The 22,079-nt window shown below is 65.4% G+C and carries 18 protein-coding genes and 1 tRNA gene; 9 read left to right on the plus strand and 10 right to left on the minus strand.

Features of this window, described 5'->3' with window-relative positions; all coding sequences use genetic code 11:
* The first annotated feature begins 107 nt into the window (after positions 1-107).
* Positions 108-1,391: a hypothetical protein gene (locus CH278_RS18560; protein ID WP_230592039.1), complete on the plus strand. Its 1,284-nt coding sequence runs from the start codon at positions 108-110 to the stop codon at positions 1,389-1,391.
* On the opposite strand, the gene CH278_RS18565 is transcribed toward CH278_RS18560, so the two are convergent.
* The 5 genes from CH278_RS18565 to CH278_RS18585 form a co-directional block, all read right to left on the minus strand.
* Positions 1,378-2,043 (minus strand): methyltransferase domain-containing protein, encoded by a 666-nt coding sequence (locus CH278_RS18565; protein WP_032367078.1) that lies wholly within the window; start codon positions 2,041-2,043, stop codon positions 1,378-1,380. The two genes, CH278_RS18560 and CH278_RS18565, sit on opposite strands and share 14 nt — an antisense overlap.
* The gene (locus tag CH278_RS18570) at positions 2,040-2,510 is read right to left on the minus strand and encodes a hypothetical protein (RefSeq protein WP_094622572.1); all 471 of its coding nucleotides are present in this window, start codon (positions 2,508-2,510) and stop codon (positions 2,040-2,042) included. The genes CH278_RS18565 and CH278_RS18570 overlap by 4 nt, the downstream gene beginning before the upstream one ends.
* A gap of 101 nt (positions 2,511-2,611) precedes the next feature.
* Positions 2,612-3,310 (minus strand): hypothetical protein, encoded by a 699-nt coding sequence (locus tag CH278_RS18575; RefSeq protein WP_094622573.1) that lies wholly within the window; start codon positions 3,308-3,310, stop codon positions 2,612-2,614.
* A gap of 155 nt (positions 3,311-3,465) precedes the next feature.
* Complete coding sequence (locus CH278_RS18580; RefSeq protein ID WP_032367075.1) at positions 3,466-5,052, minus strand: GMC family oxidoreductase; 1,587 nt, start codon at positions 5,050-5,052, stop codon at positions 3,466-3,468.
* A 42-nt stretch (positions 5,053-5,094) separates the two neighbouring features.
* Complete coding sequence (locus CH278_RS18585; protein ID WP_256991939.1) at positions 5,095-6,819, minus strand: aldehyde dehydrogenase family protein; 1,725 nt, start codon at positions 6,817-6,819, stop codon at positions 5,095-5,097.
* 188 nt (positions 6,820-7,007) lie between these two features.
* Here CH278_RS18585 and CH278_RS18590 point away from each other — a divergent pair, with 188 nt between their 5' ends.
* Positions 7,008-8,195 carry a PucR family transcriptional regulator gene (locus CH278_RS18590; RefSeq protein WP_094622575.1) on the plus strand — a complete coding sequence of 396 codons (1,188 nt, stop codon included), beginning with the start codon at positions 7,008-7,010 and terminating at the stop codon, positions 8,193-8,195.
* Positions 8,196-8,199: 4 nt separating this feature from the next.
* Here the strand turns inward: CH278_RS18590 and CH278_RS18595 are convergent, their stop codons facing one another.
* From CH278_RS18595 to CH278_RS27655, 5 genes are all read right to left on the minus strand, one after another.
* Positions 8,200-9,174 carry an esterase/lipase family protein gene (locus CH278_RS18595; RefSeq protein WP_094622586.1) on the minus strand — a complete coding sequence of 325 codons (975 nt, stop codon included), beginning with the start codon at positions 9,172-9,174 and terminating at the stop codon, positions 8,200-8,202.
* A gap of 188 nt (positions 9,175-9,362) precedes the next feature.
* A tRNA-Gly gene (locus CH278_RS18600) sits at positions 9,363-9,436 on the minus strand.
* 19 nt (positions 9,437-9,455) lie between these two features.
* Positions 9,456-11,249, minus strand: coding sequence for a putative bifunctional diguanylate cyclase/phosphodiesterase (locus CH278_RS18605; protein ID WP_094622576.1), 1,794 nt, complete (start codon positions 11,247-11,249; stop codon positions 9,456-9,458).
* A gap of 143 nt (positions 11,250-11,392) precedes the next feature.
* Complete coding sequence (locus CH278_RS18610; protein WP_179274549.1) at positions 11,393-13,507, minus strand: Rv1355c family protein; 2,115 nt, start codon at positions 13,505-13,507, stop codon at positions 11,393-11,395.
* The gene (locus tag CH278_RS27655) at positions 13,504-14,232 is read right to left on the minus strand and encodes a hypothetical protein (protein WP_051364987.1); all 729 of its coding nucleotides are present in this window, start codon (positions 14,230-14,232) and stop codon (positions 13,504-13,506) included. The genes CH278_RS18610 and CH278_RS27655 overlap by 4 nt, the downstream gene beginning before the upstream one ends.
* 140 nt (positions 14,233-14,372) lie before the next feature.
* On the opposite strand from CH278_RS27655, the gene dcd reads away from it, so the two are divergent.
* From dcd to CH278_RS18645, 7 genes are all read left to right on the plus strand, one after another.
* Positions 14,373-14,951 carry a dCTP deaminase gene (gene dcd, locus CH278_RS18615; RefSeq protein ID WP_027495411.1) on the plus strand — a complete coding sequence of 193 codons (579 nt, stop codon included), beginning with the start codon at positions 14,373-14,375 and terminating at the stop codon, positions 14,949-14,951.
* Between the two features lie 105 nt (positions 14,952-15,056).
* Positions 15,057-16,586 (plus strand): Hsp70 family protein, encoded by a 1,530-nt coding sequence (locus tag CH278_RS18620; protein WP_179274548.1) that lies wholly within the window; start codon positions 15,057-15,059, stop codon positions 16,584-16,586.
* An 85-nt stretch (positions 16,587-16,671) separates the two neighbouring features.
* Complete coding sequence (locus CH278_RS18625; protein ID WP_094622587.1) at positions 16,672-18,111, plus strand: CYTH and CHAD domain-containing protein; 1,440 nt, start codon at positions 16,672-16,674, stop codon at positions 18,109-18,111.
* An 82-nt stretch (positions 18,112-18,193) separates the two neighbouring features.
* A complete protein-coding gene (locus CH278_RS27660) occupies positions 18,194-19,261 on the plus strand; it encodes a hypothetical protein (protein WP_052060397.1) in 1,068 nt (355 codons plus the stop codon).
* A 150-nt stretch (positions 19,262-19,411) separates the two neighbouring features.
* Positions 19,412-19,699: an ANTAR domain-containing protein gene (locus CH278_RS18635; RefSeq protein ID WP_027495414.1), complete on the plus strand. Its 288-nt coding sequence runs from the start codon at positions 19,412-19,414 to the stop codon at positions 19,697-19,699.
* Between the two features lie 161 nt (positions 19,700-19,860).
* Positions 19,861-20,805 (plus strand): Hsp70 family protein, encoded by a 945-nt coding sequence (locus tag CH278_RS18640; protein WP_052053504.1) that lies wholly within the window; start codon positions 19,861-19,863, stop codon positions 20,803-20,805.
* A gap of 83 nt (positions 20,806-20,888) precedes the next feature.
* Positions 20,889-21,968: a fused (3R)-hydroxyacyl-ACP dehydratase subunits HadA/HadB gene (locus CH278_RS18645; protein WP_032374830.1), complete on the plus strand. Its 1,080-nt coding sequence runs from the start codon at positions 20,889-20,891 to the stop codon at positions 21,966-21,968.
* Positions 21,969-22,079 lie beyond the last annotated feature (111 nt).

A 22,079-nucleotide genomic window follows, 5' to 3' on the forward strand; every position in this document is an offset into this window, starting at 1 on the left:
CATCCTCCATCACCGTCGGTCGATATGCTGGTCCGAAACCGTGTTCGTCTTCAAGTCCGCAGGGAGAAAACACTATCCGTTACTGGAGAGAAGCCGTCGCCGGTGCGCTGGCCGTCGTGCTCGTTGCCGTCGCGTTCGTCGTTCCGTATCTGGGCAACGAGATCGTCACCCCGATCATCAACAGAACACCGCAGCAGGTGCGCGATTTCGCCGACGCCGCACCGCTGTTCGGTTTTCGTGAGGTTCATGTCGGATGGGGAACGCCGTTCGCCGTCCTCATTGCGGTGGCGACCGTGCTGTGGGGACCGACCGTGGCTCGACGCCTGTCCTGGACGCGGCTGTTGTTCGTCGTCTGGGGTGCGTCGGCGGCGTGGACGATGGCGCTGGCGATGGTCGACGGATGGAAGCGTGGGTTCGTCGACCGGTTGGCCTCGACGGACGAGTACCTGCACGAGGTGCCCGGCATCACCGACATCCCCGCGACACTGCGCGGATTCTCCGAGCGCATTCTGGATTACCAGGCGGATTCGTGGACCACTCACGTCTCGGGCCATCCTCCCGGTGCGCTGCTGACGTTCGTCTGGCTCGACCGTCTCGGTTTGAGCGGCGGGGCCTGGGCGGCAACGCTGTGCGTGTTGGTGGGAACCAGTGCCGCAGTTGCCGTGGTTCTCACGCTGGGTGTTCTGGGCGACGAGGACATGGCCAGGCGCGCAGCACCGTTCGTGGCGATCGCACCGGCAGCGATCTGGATCGCCGTCTCCGCCGACGCGTTCTATGCCGGGGTCGCGGCGTGGGGTATCGCGCTGCTGGCGGTCTCGACGAAGCGCTGGCTGTGGCCCGCATCCATCGGTGCGGGAGTGCTTCTCGGGTTCGGAATCTATTTGAACTACGGCCTGGTGTTGATGGGTCTGCCCGCGGTCGCGGTGCTGATAGCGGGCCGAAAGGTTCTGCCGTTCGTCGGTGCAGTGATCGGTGCCCTGCTCGTTGCGGGGATCTTCACGGCGTACGGATTCTGGTGGTACGACGGTTACGAGCTGGTACAGGAGCGGTACTACCAGGGCATCGCCAAGGATCGTCCGTTCGAGTACTGGGGCTGGGCGAACTTCGCTGCACTGTTCTGCGCGCTCGGCGTCGCTGTGCCCGCGGCCTTCCCACGCATCGCCGCGCGGGTGCAGCCGATCAACCTGTTGGTGCTCGGCGGCCTCGCGGCGGTGGTGATGGCCGATCTGAGTCAGCTGAGCAAAGCGGAGACGGAGCGGATCTGGCTGCCGTTCGCGATGTGGATGTTGATCGCCCCGGCGGTGCTGCCGCGTCGAACACATCGATTCTGGTTGGCGCTGCAGGTGATCGGGGCCTTGGCCGTCAATCATCTGCTGTTCACGAATTGGTGAGTGGAGCCGGAGTCATCTGCGCGAACCAACGGCCGTCGATCGGAGCCACGTCCACCATCTGCAAGCCGGCGGCGCGGGCGAGGTCGGCGGTGGCGTCGGCGCTGACACTCGACCAGGCGAACCAATCGCCGACCATGGTGTCGGTTTCCCAGCGAACGGTGCGGTGCCGAATACCGGAGTCACTCGGTTCGTCCACCTCGGCGATGATGGCTCCGTGTGGTGCCAGCAGATCGGCGGCTCGGCGTAGCAGGCGCACCGGATCCCCGCCGATGCCGATGTTGCCGTCGGCGAGCAGCACACACGACCACGTGCCGGTGCCGGGCAGAGGCTCGAACAGGTCACGGAGAACGGCGTTTCCGCCGCGGCCGATGGTCAGGTCGACGGCAGCCTTCGACGTGTCGACGCCGAGCGCCGAGAGTCCTCGGCGGGCAAGAGCTTCGGTCAGCCGGCCGGGTCCGCATCCGAGATCGATGGTGGACCCGGTACATCGGCTGATCATGGCGTGGTCGGCTCGGCGATCCTCTTCCGAGGATGCGCTTCCGCCCATCCAGCGGGCCGTGGGCAGACGTTCTCTCGAGCCGTCGGAATCGCCGATCCAGCAAGGCAATCCAGCGGCGGCGCGGTGGAAAAGGGTGTCTGCGGTGACGCTCATGTTCGGCTCCGTACCACGGTGAGGCGAATGAAGTAGACGACGGCGCTGGCGGCGAACAACACCGTTGTCAGAACCAGCCATCGTTCCAAGAAGGGGTCTTGGGTCAAACCTGTTGCCGCACGATAGGTTTCCGCGCCCTGGGACAGTATTCCGGGGAAGAACATCAAGAACGTCAGCGCTGTGCCGAGGGCCGGGACGCGAATGTAGTTGACGGGCGAGACGGTCAGCTGCAGTCGTCCGAGCCCGGTGAGAAGGCGATCGGCCGCCGAGTACAGCGGGAACAGGACCGCGTCGTGCAGCAGTACCGATCCGAAGAACCAGACGGCGATGGAATGCCACCAGATGTCGCTGTTCCACAACGTTTTCGGCCCGGCGATGTGAACGACGTAGCCGACCAGAGCGAAAGAGAGCAGCAGGCCGACGGCATGCAGAGGGTGCCCACCGTATATCCGTCGGAAGACTCTCATGTCGGTCCCCTGTCGCGTTTTACGAAACGTCTGTGAAAGCACCAGAGCGCGAGCAGCACCGACGTCGTCGGTGACTGCCCGCGCACGGGTTCAGGAGCTGATTATGCGGCGGTCTTGACCGTGATGGTCGCAACGCCGACGAGCAGTCCCGGGGTGACAGCGTCGGTCTTGAACGTGTCGTTGAGCAGTCCGGCTGCGGTCTCCGAGATCTTCACCTGCGTGCCCTGCAGGATGGCGGTGTTCTCGGGGCCGGTTGCCAACGGCTGCAGGGTGCGGCCGTCGAGGTCGAACAGCACGGCGTCGGCAGCAGCCTCTTCGCCGTTGACCGTGACGTCACCGGTGAGCAGCGACGTGCCCGGATCGATGTCGAAGTTGGTCAGCTCGACCACGGTCTCGCCTGCGGTCAGCGACAATCCGCTGCCGTCGTGGTTGATCTCGCCCTGCACGTAGGGGTCGACCGTGCCGGGCTCCCAGTACTTCACGTCGCCACCGGTGATCGGAAAGCGAATGGAACCGTCTGCGAGAGTTGCGGTTCCGACTACGCCCGGCGTGAGGCCGAGGGTGGTCAGCGCGCCCAGGAAGCCGGGGTCGAGAGCAACTGCGGTGTCGACGCCGTTGCTGAGGTCGTCGACCTCGGCTGCGGGCTCGGGAGTGCTCTCGGTGGTCTCCATGGCCGACGACTCCGAGGAGGTGGCTGCGTCGGTGGTGCTGGATGCGTCGTCGCTGGAGCACGCGGCGAGCGGGACGATGGTGAGTGCACCGATTGCGGTGGCGGCCAAAGCTTTACGAACAGTGAACATGTCGGTCAACCTTCCGTGCTCGTCTCTCGAGCGTTGTGGGTTATTCGGCGCTGCTTGCCGATCGGATGGGTCTTCATCGCGATGCCTGCATTGAAGCGGTGCCGACCTGTTACCCCACGGTGTGAACGGTCAAACCAGACATGTTCACGTTCGGCTCAGCCCAGGATCAGATCCGCGGCTCGTTCGCCGATGATCACCGACGGTGCATGGGTGTGGCCGCGGATGATGCTGGGCATGATCGATGCGTCGGCGACCCGGAGTCGGTCGACACCCCGAACCCGCAGCGCGGCATCGACGACGCTGCCGGCATCGCTGCCCATCCGCGCGGTGCCCACCGGGTGGTACAGAGTGTGCGCGTTCTGCTCGAGGGCCTCGGTGAGCAGATCCGCCGGGGAGATGTTCGACGCCACCCTGGGGCGTACGACGTCCCCGAGCTGGCCCTTCAAGGACGGGGTTTCCGACAGCGCGACGCATACGCGCAGTCCCTCGATCATGGCCTTGCGGTCCATGCCGTCGGGGTCGCTGAGGTAACGCGGCTCGACGATGGGCTTGGCCAGAGGGTCGGCGGACCGGAGCGTGATCTCGCCTCTGCTCTTGGGTTGCAGCAGGACGGTGCCGATGACCGCGGCGTGTGCGTCGGCGGCGATCAGGCCTTCGTCGAAGAACGGGGCCGGTCCGAAGATGAGTTCGAGGTCCGGCAGCGGCAGATCTTCGCGACTCCGGATGAAGCCGTATGCCTCCGCGACGTTGGAGGTGAGCATGCCGCGTCGGCGCGCGAGATAGTTGATGAGTTCGGGAATCTTCTCGGCATGGAAGAGGGAGTCCTTCTCGGTCTTCCATCCGATGAGGGCGGCCAGGTGGTCGAGGAGGTTCTGCCCGACGTCCGGCGAGTGGTGCCGGACGGTGATGCCGTGGGCTGCGAGCTGCTCCTTGTCTCCGATGCCGGAGAGCATCAGCAGCTGCGGTGTGTTGATGGCTCCGCCGGACAGAACGACTTCCTTGTGTGCGCGCACCGTATGGGTGACGCCGTCGGAGGTGTATTCGACGCCGACGGCGGCGCTGCCCTCGAAGAGAACCCGGGTGGCCTGTGCCTCGGTGAGGACGGTGAGGTTGGTGCGCTTCTTAGCCGGGCGAAGGTAGGCGTCGGCGGTGCTCCAGCGGGCGCCGCGTTTCTGGTTGACCATGGTGCGGCTGAAGCCCGTGGGTTCGGGCAGGTTGGGGGTTTCCACCGAGTAGCCGGCTTCCTCGACGGCGGAGAGGAAGGACGAGGTGAGCGGGCGTGAGCTGCGCTGGTGGGAGACGATCAGCGGCCCGCCGGTTCCGGCGTCCAGTTCTGTTGTGCCCTCGATGTTCTCGATCTTGCGGAAGTATCCGACGAGGTTGCGGAACGACCACGAGTCGTCGGAATTGGCCGCCCACTCGTCGTAGTCGGCGGCGAATCCGCGTACCCACATCATGGCGTTCATCGACGACGAGCCGCCGAGCATCTTGCCGCGCGGCCAGTAGATGCTGCGGTCGCGTAGCCCCGGCTGGGGTTCGGTGAGGTAGTCCCAATCGACCTCGGTACGAAAGAGTTTGGAGAACGCGGCGGGGATGTGGGCGAACTTGTTCTTGTCTTCCGGGCCTGCCTCGAGCAGGATCACGCTGTTGCGGGGATCGGCGCTGAGCCGGTTGGCCACCACTGCGCCGGCCGAGCCCGCGCCCACGACGATGTAGTCGGCGGTTGTGTTCTGTGTGCTCATGATTGTCCTTCGGGTTCGTCGGCAGCTGTCGTTGGACGCTGCTCAGCCGCGCAGGGCGGAGGCGAATATTGCCGGAAGTCTGGTCCAGGACGGTGCTCCGGCGAATGCGGTGAGCAGTTTCCCGGTCGATGCTGCGGTTTTGTTGGTGACGAACCACGGCGGCTTGGGGGAGATGGACATCTCTCCGCTGATCAGCGACCTCGACAGTGGGCGGAAGGGTCCGCGTACCACGGTCCGTTCGGCACCGTCGATCAGTAATGCGTTGTGCACGATGCCGATTCCGCTCTGCACATCGTCGACGGTGTGGCCGGGGAACGCGCCCCAGGTGGCCGATGCGGTGAGGAATCCGAGGGCGGTCCAGGCATTGACGGCAATGGTGCCGTACCGCAGGTCTGCAAGCATGGAGTCGAACTTCTCACCGAGTTCCTTGATGGTGCTCGGCGTGCCGATGATGTTGATGCCGAGGGTGCCGGTGAACTCCTCGTTGGCCGTCTGGACGGCCTTGGCGGCGAATGCTGCTCCGCTGTAAGGCAGCTCGATGACGCCCATGACGGGTGCGAAGTACTCGGTCTGCAGGAGCGGTGCGTACTCGCCCGGATCGAGGTCGGTGATGAGCACCCGGCCACCGCCGTCGCCGAGCCGTTCGGCCGACGGGTACGTGGCGGTGGCGTCGGACACGCGTCTGTCGCTGCCCGGGTAGTACGGGGCGCGGGCCGGTGCCCGGTCGAGTGCGGCGCGCAGGGCTGCGATGAACTCGTCGCGCTGCTTCCATTCCGAGGACAGCACGACGACCTGCGAAGCGACACAGTTGTATCCGCTGTTGTGCAGTCGCTGGGTGGCTACGTGTTCGGCTTGGAACTCGATGTCCGCGCGACTCCACTCGCCCGGCAACACGATGGTGGGTGAGACGCCACCGAGTTCACTGGAGATCTCCTTGGTCAGGATCGGCCGGTTCGCCGCCTTACGGGCGGCACCGTCGGGTCCCGGGCCGAAGACGATGGCGTCGTGGGTGATTGCGCTGCCCGTCATATGGACGTGGTCGACGCGATCGTGGTTGACCAGGTAGGTGCCGACGTCGGCTCCACCGGTGAGCAGACGCAGCGCGCCGATGTCCACCAGTGGGGCGAGGATCTTCTCGAAGACCGGCAGCAGTGGGTCCATGATGGGGTTGAGCTTGAGCGCGACGACGCGGTTGAAGGCGATCAGTTCGTACAAGGCGTCGAGCGGGGCGATCGAGGTGATGTTGCCCGCGCCCAGGACGACGCCGACGCCCGCGGTGCGCGTCGGGTCGAGTTGGGCGAGGCCTGCGGTGCGCTGTGCGGTGGCACGGTCGATTCCCGGCCGGAGCCACACCTCGGCACTGAACCCGTTGAGCAGTAGCTTCTCGAAGTTGTTGAGCGGCAACACCGATACGGTCGTTCGTCCGCCCGGGGCTGTTCCGAACTTCGCTCCGGCCAGCGGGCTGCCGCCTGCCTCGAGCGCCGAGAGGGTGTGCGCGAGCGTGCCGAGACCGCCGAGAAGCGAGTACGGGCCGGAGAGCCATTCCTCACCGAGCAGGTTGGACGAGGGGTCGAGGCCCTTGACCGACGCGGCGGCGGTGACCCACTCCTGCGCATGCGTCGTGGTGAGGGCGTGCATGCGCTCGAGCAGCGCCCGGCGGTCGGCCAGGCCGAGCCTGCCCCAGGTCTGCTCGCCTGCGTCTAGGTCGGCAAGAGCGGTATCGACCGCCTGGGAGGCGTCCGGTCCGTTCGTCGGTACAGGCTGCAGATGCGGGGTGACTTCGCTGGTCAACTTTTCGTCTCCACTCGTCGTTCGGATACACGGCTTCGAGTGTGATTCTGGTCGCATTCGGGGCGGCAGGCTATGGGCCGCCGCTGTCAATCGAGCGCAGCGGATTGTGCCGTCGCACAGATTCGGTGTGGTGTGGCTTACATCGGCCGGGCTATGGTTCAGTCATGACCACCACCGAGTCCGCTCTGCATCCGTCACCGACCGAGCTGGCGGCGGCGATGCTCGACGACGTCGACGAGCTGGCGAGCGAACTGGTCCGGCGCATCCTGGGAGCCGAGCACGCGTATCTGGAGGCGACGCTGCTCACCGCGGATCAACTCCACGAAGCATCTCGCAGCAATCTGGCCTCGATGTTGGGCAAGCTGTCCGGGCGCGCGCCGGTTCGGCTCGAGTCGGCGCAGCAGGCGGGCAGGCTCAAGGCCGAGCAAGGTGTACCGCTGGCGGCATTGCTGCACGCGTTCCGGCTCGGTGGTCGGCTGGTCTGGGACGAGTTGATGGTGCGTTCGCACGGCCGGGCCAGCCACGCGCTGCTGGACATGGCGGCGCAGGTGTGGGCACTGGTCGACGTGTATTCCGACGAGGCGGCCGAGGCGTATCGAGAGAGTGCCGATATGCGAGCCCGCGAGAGCGCCGAAGCCCGCGGCCGGCTGATTCGGGTGCTGTTCGCCGATCACGCCGCGAATCCGGCCGCGGCGGCGGATGCCCTGCGTGCGTTCCGAATTCCGGATCGCGGCTTTTTTGCGGTGGTATCCCAGGAACCCTCGTCGACGGGACTCGGTATCGAAGGCGTCGTCGCTCGGTTGCGGGCCGCGGGAACCGAGTCGGTGTGGGATGCCGAGGTGGACGGCAGCATCGGATTGTTCTGTGCCGCTCGGGAATCCGACATCGATACGGCACTGGCCACTTTCGGAGAACTGTGCCCGGGGCGGATCGGCGTCAGTTCGGTGTTCCGGTCGCCGTCGGGAATCGGTGACGCCGTGGGGCAGGCCCGTCTGGCCCGGTCGTGCAGCTTTCCCGATTCTGTGCCGTCGACGCCGGTGCGCTACGACTCGGTTCCGGTGCCGTTACTGCTCGCGCGCGACCCGAAATCCGGCCGTATCGCGGCTCGTCAGATCCTCGGCGATCTGTTGGCGTTGCCCCGCGCCGAGCGGACGAGTCTGCTCGCCACTCTCGATGCGTGGTTCTCGTGCGGTGGCTCCACCAAGGATGCCGCGGAACAGCTGCACTACCACCGCAATACGGTGTTGTACCGATTGCGGCGTATCGCCGACCTCACCGGTCGCGACTTTCGTGATCCCGTGCAGGCCGCCGAACTCTATGTCGGGCTTCGAGCCCATCAGCTACTGACCTGACGGGTCAGTGGCTGGCCAGCACGACGTCGAGGATTCCCGTTCCCAGCGGTACCGGAACGCAGGACGGCTGACGCGCATTCGCGGGGTCGAGTGCGTTGAGCGCCAGACGCAGCGCGGTCGGGTCGTAGGTGAACGTGAAGTGGGCGACCTCGGTGTCGGGGCACACGTCCTGGATCACGATGTTGTGCGCTCCCGGATCTCGCAGCAGCGCATTGGTATACGGCTGAATCACCTCGTCGACCTTGGTGGCGATCGAGGTGTAGTCGACGCCGGGGACGGTGTCGCCGCCGGCGTTGAGGTTCTCGAGAAAGTGCGATCCGGCCATCAACTGGGCGAGGCCCGGTCCGAATTCGTCGGCCACCAGACCGGTCGCGCCGGGCACGGCTTGTACGACGGGGGCGACTCCGTACATGGTGCCGCCGTAGGTCGGTGACGCGATTCCCACCCATCGGTCGACGACATCGGCCCCGCCGAGCCTGTTGACGAAGTATCGGGCGACGGCAGCACCCTGCGAGTAGCCCACCACGTCCACCGCCGCGGCGCCGGTCGCGTCGAGGATGGTCGCCGTCATCGATTTCAATTGTGCTGCACTGTCTTCGATGACGCCGTAGCCGTTGGACTTACCGTCCGGCGACGCGCCGTAGTTGATGGCGAAGACACAGAAGCCTGCGGCGCGCAGGATGGGGGAGAAGCCGGCCCAATCGGAGTAGGCGGTGGCGTCGGTGCCGTGGACGAGAACGACAGGATTGGGGTGCTCGGCAGAGGGCACGCAGCTCATGTCGTTGGCCCCGGGCGGGGCGGCGTCGCGGTTGGTCGACGCGTACCGAATGGCATCGGCGTGATCGGGTTGAGGCGGTGCAGCGGCGATGGGCATGAGTGGGCCGGCATGTGCGAGTGGTGCCGCTTGGGTCGACAAGACCGACAGTGCAGCGGTGAGTGCGACGACGAGAAGAATCAGACTTCGGCGTGGTCCGCGCATGATCACACGGTATTCCTGCAGTTGTGAAATGTCCCTACGAATTCGGACATGAACGCATAAAAGTCACAACAATAGTTCTGTAGCGATTATTGTGTCGCATGCCGATTGCCGACCGAGCTACCGGTGACGGCGAGGGTGCAGACGCGGGGATCGATCGAAAGACGGGTTTACCGCCGACAACGGGAACGTGGAGCCGGTGACGGGAATCGAACCCGCCTCTCAACCTTGGGAAGGTCGCGTTCTACCAATGAACTACACCGGCGTGTGGTGCGGCGTCCAGATTAGCAGGGTGGCCCGACGTCGATGCGTACACCGTGCAGCAGGGCCTGGGCGTCCTCGGCAGGCACCGGTTCGGAGAAGAGGTAGCCCTGAGCGCGGGTGCAGCCCAAGGCCACCAATGTGCTCCTGGCACTCTCGGTTTCGACGCCCTCGGCGATGATGCTCAGGCCGAAGGCGTGCGCGAGCCCGATGATCGACTGGACGATCGCGAGGTCGTCGGTCGCCCCCGATCCGAGGTCGGTGACGAACGCGCGGTCGATCTTGAGCGCGTCGACGGGCAGTTCCTTGAGGTGTGACAGCGAGCTGTATCCGGTTCCGAAGTCGTCGATCGCCACCTGCACGCCGAGCTCCCGCAGTTCCCGGAGCGTCACTCGGGTGCGCGAAAGATCCTGTACGACGGCCACTTCGGTGATCTCCAGGCACAGGTTGCAGCCCGCGATCGAGAATTCCTCGAGGGCGCTCGCCACGGTGGCCGCAAAACCGGTGGTGACCAGCTGTACGGGCGAGATGTTCACGCGCATCACGATGTCGAGGCCGGGGATGTCCCGTTGCCACGCAGCCAAGGTCCGGCACGCGTGGTCGAGAACCCACCGACCGAGCTCGCCGGCGAGGTTCGTCTCCTCCGCCACCGGAATGAAGGCCGACGGTGGTAGCAACCCGCGGGTGGGGTGACGCCACCGAACCAGTGCCTCCACCGCAGTGATGCGCCCGGTGACGAGGTCGACCTCGGGTTGGAAGTGCAACGTCAGCGAGTCGCCTGCAATGGCGTCACGCAGATGGATCTCGACGTCGTTGCGGAGTTCGGATTGCGCGTGCATCTCGTCGGTGAACAGCGAGATGTGATGTCCACCAGCACGCTTGGCCACCAGAGCGGCTTGCCCTGCTTGTCGGAGCAGGGAGTCGGCGGTGTGGGTGCCGGGCACGCCGAAGGCGATTCCGATGCTGGCGCTGCGACCGATTCTCTCGACACCGAGAGTGACCGGTGCCTGTATCGACTCGGCGATCGTGCGGGCATGGTCGGTGGCGACGCGGTGCGAGCACGGGCCCGCCAGGACCACGACGAACTCGTCGCCGCTCAGGCGGGCCGCGAGACTCGCCGATTCGTCGACGAACGCCTGCAGGCGTTCGGCGACAGCCTGGAGATACTGGTCGCCGGCGAGGTGTCCGAGAAAGTCGTTCAGCGCCTTGGTGCGGTCCAGGTCGATGTGCAACACCGCCACCGGACCGGGCATCGACGGATCGAGTCGGTCACGGAGGTGCTGCGTGAGTGCGGTGCGGTTCGGGAGTGAGGTGAGACCGTCGTGCAAGGCCGAGAACCTGATCTGTTCCTCGGCACTGACTCGCGCCTGCAACTGCGACAGCAGAGCAGCAATTGCTTTGAGGGCGTTCAGTTCTGCCTGGGACCAACTTCGGTCTCCCACTTTGATGAAGCCCAGAATCCCGGTGGTGCGTTCGGAGTGCAGCAGCGGCACGACGGCCATCGAGGTGGCGCTCAATCCCGAGGCGGTCTCGACGCGTCGGCGATAGTCCTCCTGCTCCGGGTCGGGCCGAAACACTGCCGGTTCGGACAGTGTTTCGGCCATCGCGAAGACCGAGTCGGCCTCGTCGAAGTAGACGACGGCCAGGGGGTCGGGATCGGGCACGCTCAGGCGCGGTGGCCATTCCGCGGTGAGTCTGGTTGCCCGGGCATCGAAATCGTGGTGCCGGAGAAAGCTGAAATCGATGCCGAGGTAGTCCACGAGCTGACGCAGTACCGACAGGTATGCTTCTCGCACCGTCGCCGCGTCGACGCCCATGAGTTCGGTGGCGACGCCGGTGACGAGGACCTCGAGTGTCCGACTGTTCTCCAGGGCCCTACTCCCGCCTCTCGTCGACGCGGTCTCGTGAACCGCTCCTGTAGACGCAGTGCAGGACTGTTCCCCCTGGTCTATGCCGGACTCTACCCCGGTAAGGACGCCGAAACCGCGACTCTGCGACTGTATATCGCGCCTCGTGGCGCAGTGCCGAGCCGCAACACCAGAGCGATCGACTCGGCCTCGTCCAGTTCCGCCAACGTCCGCAGCTCGAAGTTCAACTGCTGCAACGTCTCTGCGTGGGTCGGAGACAATTCTCGGTGCTCGTCCATCGTGCGCGCGTAGAGGAACGGTGGTGAGACGGGTTGAACTGCCAGTGCGTGCAGATGTGAAGTCACCCAAACGTTCTCCGTTGCAAATCCACCCCGGATGTAATGCGCCGGAGTCGATCCGGGCACCACGACCACTGCGAGCGCGGAGCTCGCCGATACCCGATCGCGCATGTCGGTGGCCAGAGCAGCGCCTGCGTTCCAGGCAGACACGAGCGCCATGACGTCGGGCCGCCCGATGATGTCCAGCGTGGACAGGTCTGCGGCGTCGATGCCGAGGCTGGCGACGTCGATGCCCCGATCCGGGTCCGGATCGCCTGCCCAGCGCAGTTCGGAGAACATCTCGCGGTGCAGATGCGGCGTGAGATACCGAATCCGGTCGGCGGCCGCGAGAATGTCCGCTGCCGCGGTGATGGACTCGCGCGTCGTCAACAGCACGGCACGTCCGCCTTCGGCGGCTGCGGCCGCAACGAGATCGGCGACCACCGCATCGTCCAGCGTCGACGGTGACCCGAGCTCGCGGTCCGTGGATCGGGTGAGCACGGCGTCGAGGAGGCATCGATCGGTGATCGGTCCGGCGGTACCGTCGCGCAACGACAGCTCGACCGCCTCGTCGGTGATCTCGATGCCGGCGAGCATGCCCTGTGCGGTGGCGGCCACGCGCGCGTTGAATCCGGCTGCGCCCACAGCGACGAAGCTGCCGCGGTACGCGATATCGAGGGTGGACGTTCGGGATCGATCGACGTCGACCCGGAAGGTCCGGCCGTTCGAGAAGAAGGTCCACGGCTGACTGTTTCCGCCGGAAGGCGCTCGTCGTGCCGCTTCGAGTATCGAGTCTCGGGAATCCACGCTCTGCGGACCGGCCGCATCACCCGAGACCTGTCTGCGGGTGGGGGCCGGCGTGTTCAGCCCGTCGAGGTGCACCTCGAGATCGATGCGGATACGGCCGGACGGTAGGTGCGCTCCGGTCCCGAAGCGTCGGACCGCCGCGGCGATGGTGGCACCCCCGAGTTGGACGTCGCCGCCCAGCTGGGGCCACGTCTCGATCGTTTCGCCCACCTCCACCATCGAGGCCGCCATCCGAGCCGAGAGCAGGGAGGCGTCGAGCTGATCGAGCACGATGGGAATCTTGTCGCGGGTTCCGAGTCCGTGCAGACCGGCGGACTCGATGTCGCCGAGTACGCCATGAAACACCGGCCGCTGTGGTTCGAGGTCGAATCGCTCGACGTCCAGCAGACCTCGATCGGAGGTCTCCATCAGTACGGGGATTCGACGCGACCTGGCCGCCTCTCGTGCGCGGACCTTGATGTCGAGGGAGTCGCATTCCTCGACGAGCAGGTCGAGTCCGTCGAAGAACTCGTCGATCGTGGTCTCGTCGATCCCGTTCCGAAAGACCTCCACCGTCAGATACGGATCTATTTCGGCGATTCGCCGGGCGGCGACGATCGCTTTGTTGACACCCAGATCGATGATCGACGCCGGAATCCTGTTGAGGTTCGACAGTTCTATCTCGTCGAAATCCGCGAGGCGAAGAGTTCCGCAGATTCCCTCGAGTGCGAGAGTGTGCGCAATGGCGTGTCCGACGCTCAATCCGATGACGCCGATCGTGAGATCTCCCAATTTCTGCTGTTCCTCGAGGGTTATCTTGTTTCTGTTTCGGTCCAGTCGGAGGTGCCGATACGAATTCGGACCGAGAACGGCGACGACGGTATTGCGCCACGGGAAATAGACCCACCTGTCGCTTTCGTCGAGAAGGCTCTGCTCAGGGCTCGGCAACAATGCATGCAGTCCGGCTCGCTGGGTGGCGCGTTCGTCGAGAACGGTGATCGAGGTGTCACCCCGTAGCTCGTCCAGGGCGGCCCGCTGTGTGGCGACCGTCTCGTCGAATATCACAGGCTGCCAGCTGTATTCGGCAGTGATAGGAATCGTCACGACGCCACCGCCGAGTGCAGGTTCTTCGACGTGCCGTGCTGTGCGAGCAGCGAGACCGTGTTGCGTTTCATGCGCCGCCACGTCTCGAGTTCGGCATCGAACGCGAGAGTCGTTCGGTCCCACCAGAACACCTCGGTTCGGTATCGGTCGTCGGGGTAGGGCACCGGTTCGATGTGCGTTGCGATCGCTGCTCCGGTGCGCAGCCACGCGGCGCGGACGTGGGAGGCGGCAGTGGCCAGCGCGTAACGAGCGCCCAGCAGTGCTGTGCTGTACGCCGGTGACTGCGCGATCATGGTGGTGACGGCGCGGCCTCGGGGTGCTCCCGGGGCAACCCACGCCGACTTGATCTCGACGACCCCGTCCTCGATGCGGCTGTCGAGCATCGCACGAACGCGGTGTCGGCCCTCGGGATGCGCGGCGAATTCGACGAGTGCGTGTGATTGATCGGCCGAAGAATACGGCCCTTGAACGCGAACTCCGCCGAGGATCGTTCCGGTTCGGTCGAGAGCGGCGAAGAACAATGCGGTGGTCCCGCCGTCGCGAATTGCCGATATCTCGAGCGCTGGTGTCACGTCGTGGCGTCGATAGCTTTCTTCGGCACCGTCGAGAAATTGCGTCCACAAAGCGGGACTTCGGGTGGGAGTCGTGGCCAGAATGTGGCACTGGGAGGGATGATCGAAGTACGAAGGAACGTCGATTCGAATGCGCTTGGGTCGAATGTACATAGGGGCTCTTCCTGAGGGAGTGTCACCGAATGTGAGAGGTGTGACCGATCGATTGTCCGACTGTTCGGTCCGCCCGTACCTGTGGAAGTGGTCACTCGGGTGCTTCGCGTAAGGCCCGTGAGGACCAGTAGCCTGCAGTGGTGCTGCTCTCCGACCGTGACATTCGTGCCGAAGTGACCCTGGGCAACCTGGCGATCGATCCCTTCGATCCGTCGATGGTGCAGCCGTCGAGCGTCGATGTGCGACTCGACAAGCTGTTCCGGGTGTTCAACAACACCCGGTACACCCACATCGATCCGTCCCAGCAGCAGGACGAGCTGACGACGTTGGTGGAGCCACGAGCGGGTGAGCCGTTCGTTCTTCATCCGGGGGAATTCGTCCTCGGTTCCACTCTCGAACTGACGACGTTGCCGGATTATCTGGCGGGTCGACTCGAGGGGAAGAGCTCTCTGGGCCGGCTGGGACTGCTCACCCACTCGACGGCAGGATTCATCGACCCGGGATTCAGCGGTCACATCACGTTGGAGCTGTCCAACGTCGCCAACCTGCCGATCACGCTGTGGCCGGGAATGAAGATCGGGCAGCTGTGTCTGTTCCGGCTGTCGTCACCCTCGGAGAATCCGTACGGCAGCGCCGCGGTGGGCTCCAAGTATCAGGGGCAGCGTGGTCCCACTCCGTCGAAGGCGTATCTGAACTTCATCCAGTCGGACGTGACATAGACCAACATTCGGTCTGTTTTGTTGGACGAAACCTGGTGAGTTCCCGGTTGTAGCGGTATTCTGGTGCTCGAACGTGGGTTGGGGCCTACCAGAATGAGGTTTCTCGTGTCCGCGGTACCCGATCCGTCCGTGCTCGGCGCTTCCTTGGGGTCGAGTGGCGTCCGCAGTGTGATCAGCGACAGCTCGGGTGTCGACACGGTGCTCCACGTCCTCGAACCGGTTGCCACCGGGCCCGCGCCCAACGGTCTCGCCCCGGATCCCTGGGATGCCGTCGTCGCATCGGTGCACAGCACGGCAGACGAATACGCGTCCGCTCGCTACTACCCGGTGCTCGCCCTCCGCGAGAGCGATCCCGACACGGCCTTTCGAGAGGACTTCTCCGACGGCATCGTGCTCGTATCCGAACTGGGTGCGCAGCTGGGCGCGTTACGAGAAACCGGAGTGCTCGCCGGTGAGCGTTGCGTCGCGCTGTTCGACGTCGGCGCATCCGGCACCAGCGTGTCGGTGGTCGACGTCGAGTCCGGTCGCGTCCTGGCCTCGCGTCGCACCGAAGAACTCCGCGGCGACGACTGCGACCGTGTGCTCAGCGACCACCTGATCGAGACGTTCGGCGCGGCGGAAGCGTTGACGGTGGCAGCTCGTCGACAGCTCGTGCACGACGTGCGAGACGGCAAACACCAGCTGTCGATCCTGCGCAGCGTCTCCGTCGTCGGGCCGTTCGTCGGCGGTCGCGCCTCGTTGTGGCGACACGACCTCGACGAGCTCATCGGCGACGCCGTTCGTGCGGCAGTCTCCACAGCCGTCGACGTGCTCGAGTCCGTCGCAGCGAGCGGCGTTCACGTGGAGGCGATCGTCGCAGTCGGCGGCGGTGCCAACATGCAGATCGTTCGGCAGACACTGTTCGACGCCGTGTCGGTGCCTGTCTACGTTCCGGAACGACCGGAATTGTTGGCCGCCCGTGGGGCAGCCGGGATCGCGCGGACCGTGGGAGCCAGGCCTGCACCGGCCCCTGCCGTGACCGCCGTGACCGCCGTTCCCTCCCGTCGTCCGCGGCACAGCGGCAGCCCGTCGAGGCGAATGGCCAGGGCAGCGAAGTCCCGCCGCGTCGGGGGCGCACTCGCCGCGCTCGTTGCGGTGTGCGTGGCCGGAACCGTGGTCGCGGCAGCGGCCCGGACCACCGATGACACCCCCGAGCCGTCGATCGCGACCTCGCAGAACGCGTCGCCCTCCGCCCGATCGCAGGCTGTGATGCCTGCGGTGGACGGCTCACCGTCGGTGTCGACGCCGCCCTCGGTGTCGGCCACGGTCGTGGCCGCGTCGTCCTCGACGTCTCCGACATCTGGAGTCTCGACGTCCTCTCCTGCACCCACCTCGCCGAGCAGTGCCGAGTCACCGCCGCCGACCCGCACGATTCCTGACGTCACTGTCCTTCGGCCCGCGCGTGAGGGCACTCGAGTTCCGACGACGACCACGGCTCCGACCACCACGACGGCTCCGACTCACCTCACGACCACCACTGCGCCGGCCACCACTGCGCCGACAACCACTGCGCCGACCAGAACGACGTTGCCGCACACCACCACTCGCGCCTCGACCCCGACGAAACCCACGATCACCACGCCTCGGCGACCGTAGACACCGCCGTTCGATTCGCCGTGGCGGCGATAGATCTACGGTTTCGACCGCCACGGGGCAGCGTCCTCGAGGCAGGATGGTCGGTATGGAGTCACAGACCGAGCGCGAAGACAAGTTCGATGTCGATGCAGACTTCGAGTTCCCCGCCCTCACCTCGCTCGTTCCTGCCGACGGCGCGGCGGTGGAGACCGACACCGAACTGGTCAGCGAGTACTTCGACACCACCGGTCACGATCTCCTGCGTCGGGGGATCACCCTTCGGCGACGCACCGGAGACTCCGACAACGGTTGGCACGCAAAGGTTCCTGCGGAGAAGGCGCGAACCGAGATCAGGCTTCCACTCGGTCACGGCGACCCGCAGGTCGTGCCCGACGAGCTGGCCGACGTACTGCGCGGGGCGGTCATGGGCAAGCAGTTGTCGGCTGTCGCCACCCTGACGACGCGTCGGAAGATTCGTACCGTCACCGATGCATTCGGAGCCGTCGTGGCCGAATTCGCCGACGACGCGGTGTCGGTCGTCTTGATCGGCGGCGCGACCGGGCCGCAGTGGCGTGAGGTGGAGGTCGAGCTCGGGCCCGCCGGCTCGGAATCGTTCCTGAAGAAGGCGAGCAAGGTGCTTCGCGCGTCGGGTGCGACGCCGTCGGCGCATCCGTCCAAGTTGAATCGTGCGCTGTCGGTGGTTCGGGAGGAGCCGGCGCACGACGGGCTTCGGTTGCTCGTCGATTATCTCGACGAGCAAGCGCAGGCCATCGTGGCCGGCGACGTGTATCTGCGCCGCGGACTGGATCCGATTCACTCCACGCGGGTGGCCATCAGGCGCTATCGCAGTACGCTTCGCGTCTTCGGTAGCGTGTTCGAGGACGAGCCCGCGGCCGCACTCGAAGCCGAATTGTCTTGGTATGCAAGCCTGCTCGGCGAGGTGCGGGATCGGCAGGTGCAGCGGGCGCGGTTTGCAGCGGCGCTGCGAGACCTTCCGTCGGAACTGGTTCTGGGCCCGGTCGCGTCGCGTATCGAGAACGACCTGCTGGCCGAGCAGATTCGACACCGCGAAGCCGCGATGGCCGAGCTCGACGGCGAGCGCTACCGAGAGTTGCTCACGACCGTGGCTGCCTGGTCGAGGGGATTGCCGATCGATGGCGAGGTGAGCGAGCGGTTGCTGATCAAGCTGGCGCGCAAGGCCGGTAAGAAGGCCGTAGACCGCACCGAGAAGGCTGTGCGAGGCACCGACGATGAGCAACTGCACCGCGCGAGGAAGGCCTCGAAGCGGGCTCGGTATGCGGCCGAGTTGGTGGCACCCGTCGTGGACAAGAAGGTGTCCAAGTCGAATATCAAGAGATACAAGCAGATTCAAGAAGTTCTGGGCGAGCATCAGGATGCCGTCATCGCGGCGGAGATTCTGCGCACCCTCGGGGCTCGAGCGGGAACCACCTCCGGCGAGAACGGGTTCACGTTCGGACTCCTCTTCGAGCGTGAGCGCCGTGCAGCCGAACTAGCTCGTGACGAGGCGAGCAAGCTGGAGTTCTGACCCCGCACACAAACCGTCGTTTTCCCCGTTTGTGCCCTCGAAGTGTACTGTGAGGCCGAATCGAGTAGGGGGGTCGACGGGTATGTCCGTTGCGTTGGGCGTTCACGTCGGAACCGACGAGATCTCGGCCGTCTTGGTCGAAACCGATCTGCCCGGTCTGGGCCCGGTCACCTCGCGACCCGTGTCGATCGCCGCTGCCCCCGGCGGAATCGGTGACGCCGTTGCGACGGTTCTCGGAATCATGCGTGTACAGGCAGCTCAACGAGACCTGATCGTCGACGGTGCCGCCGTGGTCTGCGACAACCTTCTGCACGGCGAGATCGTTCGGGCCGCGCTGGCCGACCACCGCGTCGTCGACGTCGAGGTCTTGGCGATGGACGATCCGCGGTTGCCCGACGAGTACCCGTTGGACGTGGCCGCCGCCGTCGTCGGTGCCGCGTCCAGGACGGGCCGCCCGACGGGTGACGAGATCGCTGCGGGGCAACCCGGCTTGGACGATCGGGCCGGAGAATTCGATGCTGCGTCGCGGGGATCTCGATGGACCATGGTCGGATTGGGTGTGGCCGTGCTGGCTGCTCTGAGTGGGGCAACCGTGTGGGCGTTCTCCTCGCCCGCGCCGACTCAGGACGCAGTACTCGATACCGCAGATTCCAGCATCGCCCCATCGGCGCCCGGTCGGCCGGCGTCGAACGCCGGGCCGGTTGTTCCTGTGGCTGGGCCGTCCGCGGTTCCACCGATCGGCGCGGGTGTTCTGGATGTGTCGACCGTCGGCTCCGGGTCGGGCGACATCTGGATCGACGCGGTCCCGGCGGCCCCGAGTGCGACGTCGAACGCACCGAGTTCGTCGTCGACGGGACGGGGCAACTCGGGTGGCGGCAATTCCGCCCCCGGCGGTCGGGATACGAAAACAGAGATCTCGAAGCCCGAGACCGAGACTCCGCCGACCGACGACGAAACCACAGCTCCCACCGATACGGACGTCCCCGATCCCACGGAACCGGGTCCGACCGAGCCCACGGAGCCGACGGAGCCCACGGGGCCGACCGAGCCCGTGGAGCCCACGGAGCCGACCGAACCCACGGACCCTTCGGGGCCGACGGATCCCGCGCCTCGGACGGAGGAACCACCTGTCATCGATCCGGCCGAGTGACGATTTTGTCGATAATCCGTTGTGAGCGAGCGGGTTCGCTACTTCGAAAAGTCCGTGGTGTGACAGGTGTGTGAATTCGACTCGGACACCTGAACTTCTGCTCGAGCCTGGCTACCATCGGGTGATCGACCAGTAGACGGTGAGTTCTCGATGACCGACAAATCCGCAGTAGAACCGGTGACGCGCACGACCATCGACAGGGCGGTGGGTGTCCTCATTGCCTTGCGCGGCTGCAGTCCGGATGAGGCGTTCGCCGAATTGGCAGCGCACAGTTTCCGTTTCGATGTTTCTCTCGTGCAGTCGGCTCGGTCCATCGTCACTGCGGCACGAGGAATGGACTCCGACAACGGCGTGGGCTGTGCCGCGATGTCGTCGGCGCAGGAGGAGTGGGGCTCGTTGCTCGCCGACCGTCGGGACGGGTTCGGGCACGTCGCCTGACCCAATTCGTCGCCCGAGTTGTTGTAACGAATCCCAAAACAAACCGAAAGTTGAATAGAACAGGGCATTTACCGACTCCTCGACGGTTCGAGGCGCTACGATCGCCAGGTCGGAGTAGCTAGGCGAGTCGAGGGAACATGAGATCTGTCCTTGGTGTCTCGGTGGGTTCAGCCATTGCCCGGGGTGTAGCCCTGGATGCGTCGGACGAGTCGGTACGTTCTGCGCATGTCGTGCGATCGTTCGATCCCGACGACCATCTGCAGGTCGCGCTCGATCTGTTGGATTCGATGTCGCGGGATCAGATGGTGGATCGACCGGACATCGTTCTCGCCGTTCCGGACGATCCCGGTGCGCGCGGACGCACGTCGGCGTATTCCACGTACGAGGCCGATCGTCTGCTGGTGGCGTCGGAGCTCGGGGCGCAACTTCGGTATCTACGCGGCACGGGGATGCTCGAGGGTGCGCGCACCGTGGCCGTGTGCGACATCGGGGCGTCGGGAACCACCGTGTCCATTGCCGACCCCGCCACGGGAGCGGTGCACAGTTCGGTCCGCACCACGTTGTTCGGCGGGATCGGGTGTGACGCCCAGATCTCGCGTTACCTTCTGTCCGTCTACGGGGCAGACGAATTGGCCTCGGAACGGGCACGCGCGGAGTTGCTGGTGTCGGTTCGCACGGCACGCGAACAGCTGTCACGCCTGCGGGTGGCCGAGGTCGCCGGGCCGTTCGTCGGCGGACCGGTCCGGTTGTGGCGCAACACGTTCGACGATGTTCTCGAGCGCAGTATCCGATCACTGGAAGATTGGGTGGCCAGCATCATCGTCGACGCACCCTGCGCCGTGAACGCGTTGGTGATGGTGGGCGGATGCGCCAACCTGCCGTCGCTTCGTCGGATGTTTCGACGCGATCTGATGTTGCCCGTCGTCGCGCCTGCCAATCCCGAGTCCCTCACTGCGCACGGGGCTGCCCTGATGGCGATCGATGCGGTCGCGTCGCGCCAACACCGTCCGCGCGGCGCGATGAGCAGTGCGTCGGTGCTGACTCAGCCGGCCGCGATGGTGGGCATGGTGGGGTACCGGGACGCCCCGCGGCACCGTTCTGCCTGAGCCCCTTCCTGGCCAACGTGCGTCGTCGTTGGGTAGGTTGCTCGGGTAATGATGAACAGTAGGGACGAGACGGTGGGGCAACAGTGGCAGAGCAGGTAGCGGAGTCCGGCGCAGCAGCATCCGATGCGGGAGCATTCGATCCGGCGGAGCACGCGCGCAGCATGGTCGGGTATCACTACCGCACCGAGGACTACTACGAGGTGGGCCGCGAGAAGGTTCGCGAGTACGCCCGTGCCGTTCAGGATTTCCACCCCGCCCACTGGGACGGCGATGCCGCAGCAGCACTGGGCCACAGCGCTCTGGTGGCCCCGCTGACGTTCATGTCGTTGGTCGGCACTCTGGCGCAGAAGAAGCTGTTGCAGTCCATCGCCGAGGGCTACGACCTCAGCCAGATTCTGCAGACCGATCAGGTACTGGTGTTCCAGAAGCCGATTCTGGCCGGTGACCAGTTGACCTGTGATGTTTCCCTCGACGCGTTCAAGACGGTCATGGGTCGAGACATGATGATCACCAAGAACGTCGTGTCCAACCAGAAGAACGAACTGGTGCAGACCACGTACACCACGCTGCTCGTCGGGCGCTCAGGTGAGATCGACCCGGCCATCTCCGAGGCGGCTCGCAACATCGTGATGTTCGGTGCGACGACCGACACCAGCAGTGCCGAGGCGAGTGAGCACGACACCCTGTCCACTCCCCAGGAGCACGAGCCGCTCATTGTCGAGGAGTACCGGGGTCAGCCCACTCGGAAGTTCGACGAGGTGAATGTCGGCGACGAGTTGCCCTCGCGCACTGTGCGTTTGACTCGCGGAGATCTGGTGAACTACGCCGGCGTCGCCGGTGACGCGAACCCGATTCACTGGGACGAGAAGTTCGCCAAGATGATCGATCTCGAGAACGTCCTGGCGCACGGGATGCTCACCATGGGTGTCGGCGGCGGATTCATCAGCGAGTGGCTCGGCGATCCAGGCGCGGTGAAGGACTACACCGTTCGATTCACCACCCCGATCCCGGTGGACACACACAAGCCGGCCGAAATCGTTTTCGGCGGCAAGATCAAGTCGAAGGACGAGGAGTCCCGTACGGCCGTCATCTCGATCGGCGCGACCTTCGAGGGCAAGCGAATCTTCGGCCACCGCGCTACTGCGACAGTGCAATTGGGCTGAGCCTGTTGCCGCGTATCGGCTCCTCGGTTTCGGATTTCTGACTCCGATCGGCGTCGGGTTTCCGAATGTGGGGAGCTGATGTGTCGGTGGGGGCGTGGATGTGTGGGTGGG

This window comes from Rhodococcus sp. 05-2254-5 (assembly GCF_002258575.1).
Lineage (GTDB): Bacteria > Actinomycetota > Actinomycetes > Mycobacteriales > Mycobacteriaceae > Rhodococcoides > Rhodococcoides fascians.

Coding starts and splice junctions, on each gene's coding strand:
- CH278_RS18565 (WP_032367078.1), bottom strand. CDS start 2,043: ATGAGCGTCACCGCAGACACCCTTTTCCACCGCGCCGCCGCTGGATTG.
- CH278_RS18570 (WP_094622572.1), bottom strand. CDS start 2,510: ATGAGAGTCTTCCGACGGATATACGGTGGGCACCCTCTGCATGCCGTC.
- CH278_RS18575 (WP_094622573.1), bottom strand. CDS start 3,310: ATGTTCACTGTTCGTAAAGCTTTGGCCGCCACCGCAATCGGTGCACTC.
- CH278_RS18580 (WP_032367075.1), bottom strand. CDS start 5,052: ATGAGCACACAGAACACAACCGCCGACTACATCGTCGTGGGCGCGGGC.
- CH278_RS18590 (WP_094622575.1), top strand. CDS start 7,008: ATGACCACCACCGAGTCCGCTCTGCATCCGTCACCGACCGAGCTGGCG.
- CH278_RS18595 (WP_094622586.1), bottom strand. CDS start 9,174: ATGCGCGGACCACGCCGAAGTCTGATTCTTCTCGTCGTCGCACTCACC.
- CH278_RS18605 (WP_094622576.1), bottom strand. CDS start 11,249: ATGGGCGTCGACGCGGCGACGGTGCGAGAAGCATACCTGTCGGTACTG.
- CH278_RS27655 (WP_051364987.1), bottom strand. CDS start 14,232: ATGTACATTCGACCCAAGCGCATTCGAATCGACGTTCCTTCGTACTTC.
- CH278_RS18625 (WP_094622587.1), top strand. CDS start 16,672: ATGGAGTCACAGACCGAGCGCGAAGACAAGTTCGATGTCGATGCAGAC.
- CH278_RS27660 (WP_052060397.1), top strand. CDS start 18,194: ATGTCCGTTGCGTTGGGCGTTCACGTCGGAACCGACGAGATCTCGGCC.
- CH278_RS18635 (WP_027495414.1), top strand. CDS start 19,412: ATGACCGACAAATCCGCAGTAGAACCGGTGACGCGCACGACCATCGAC.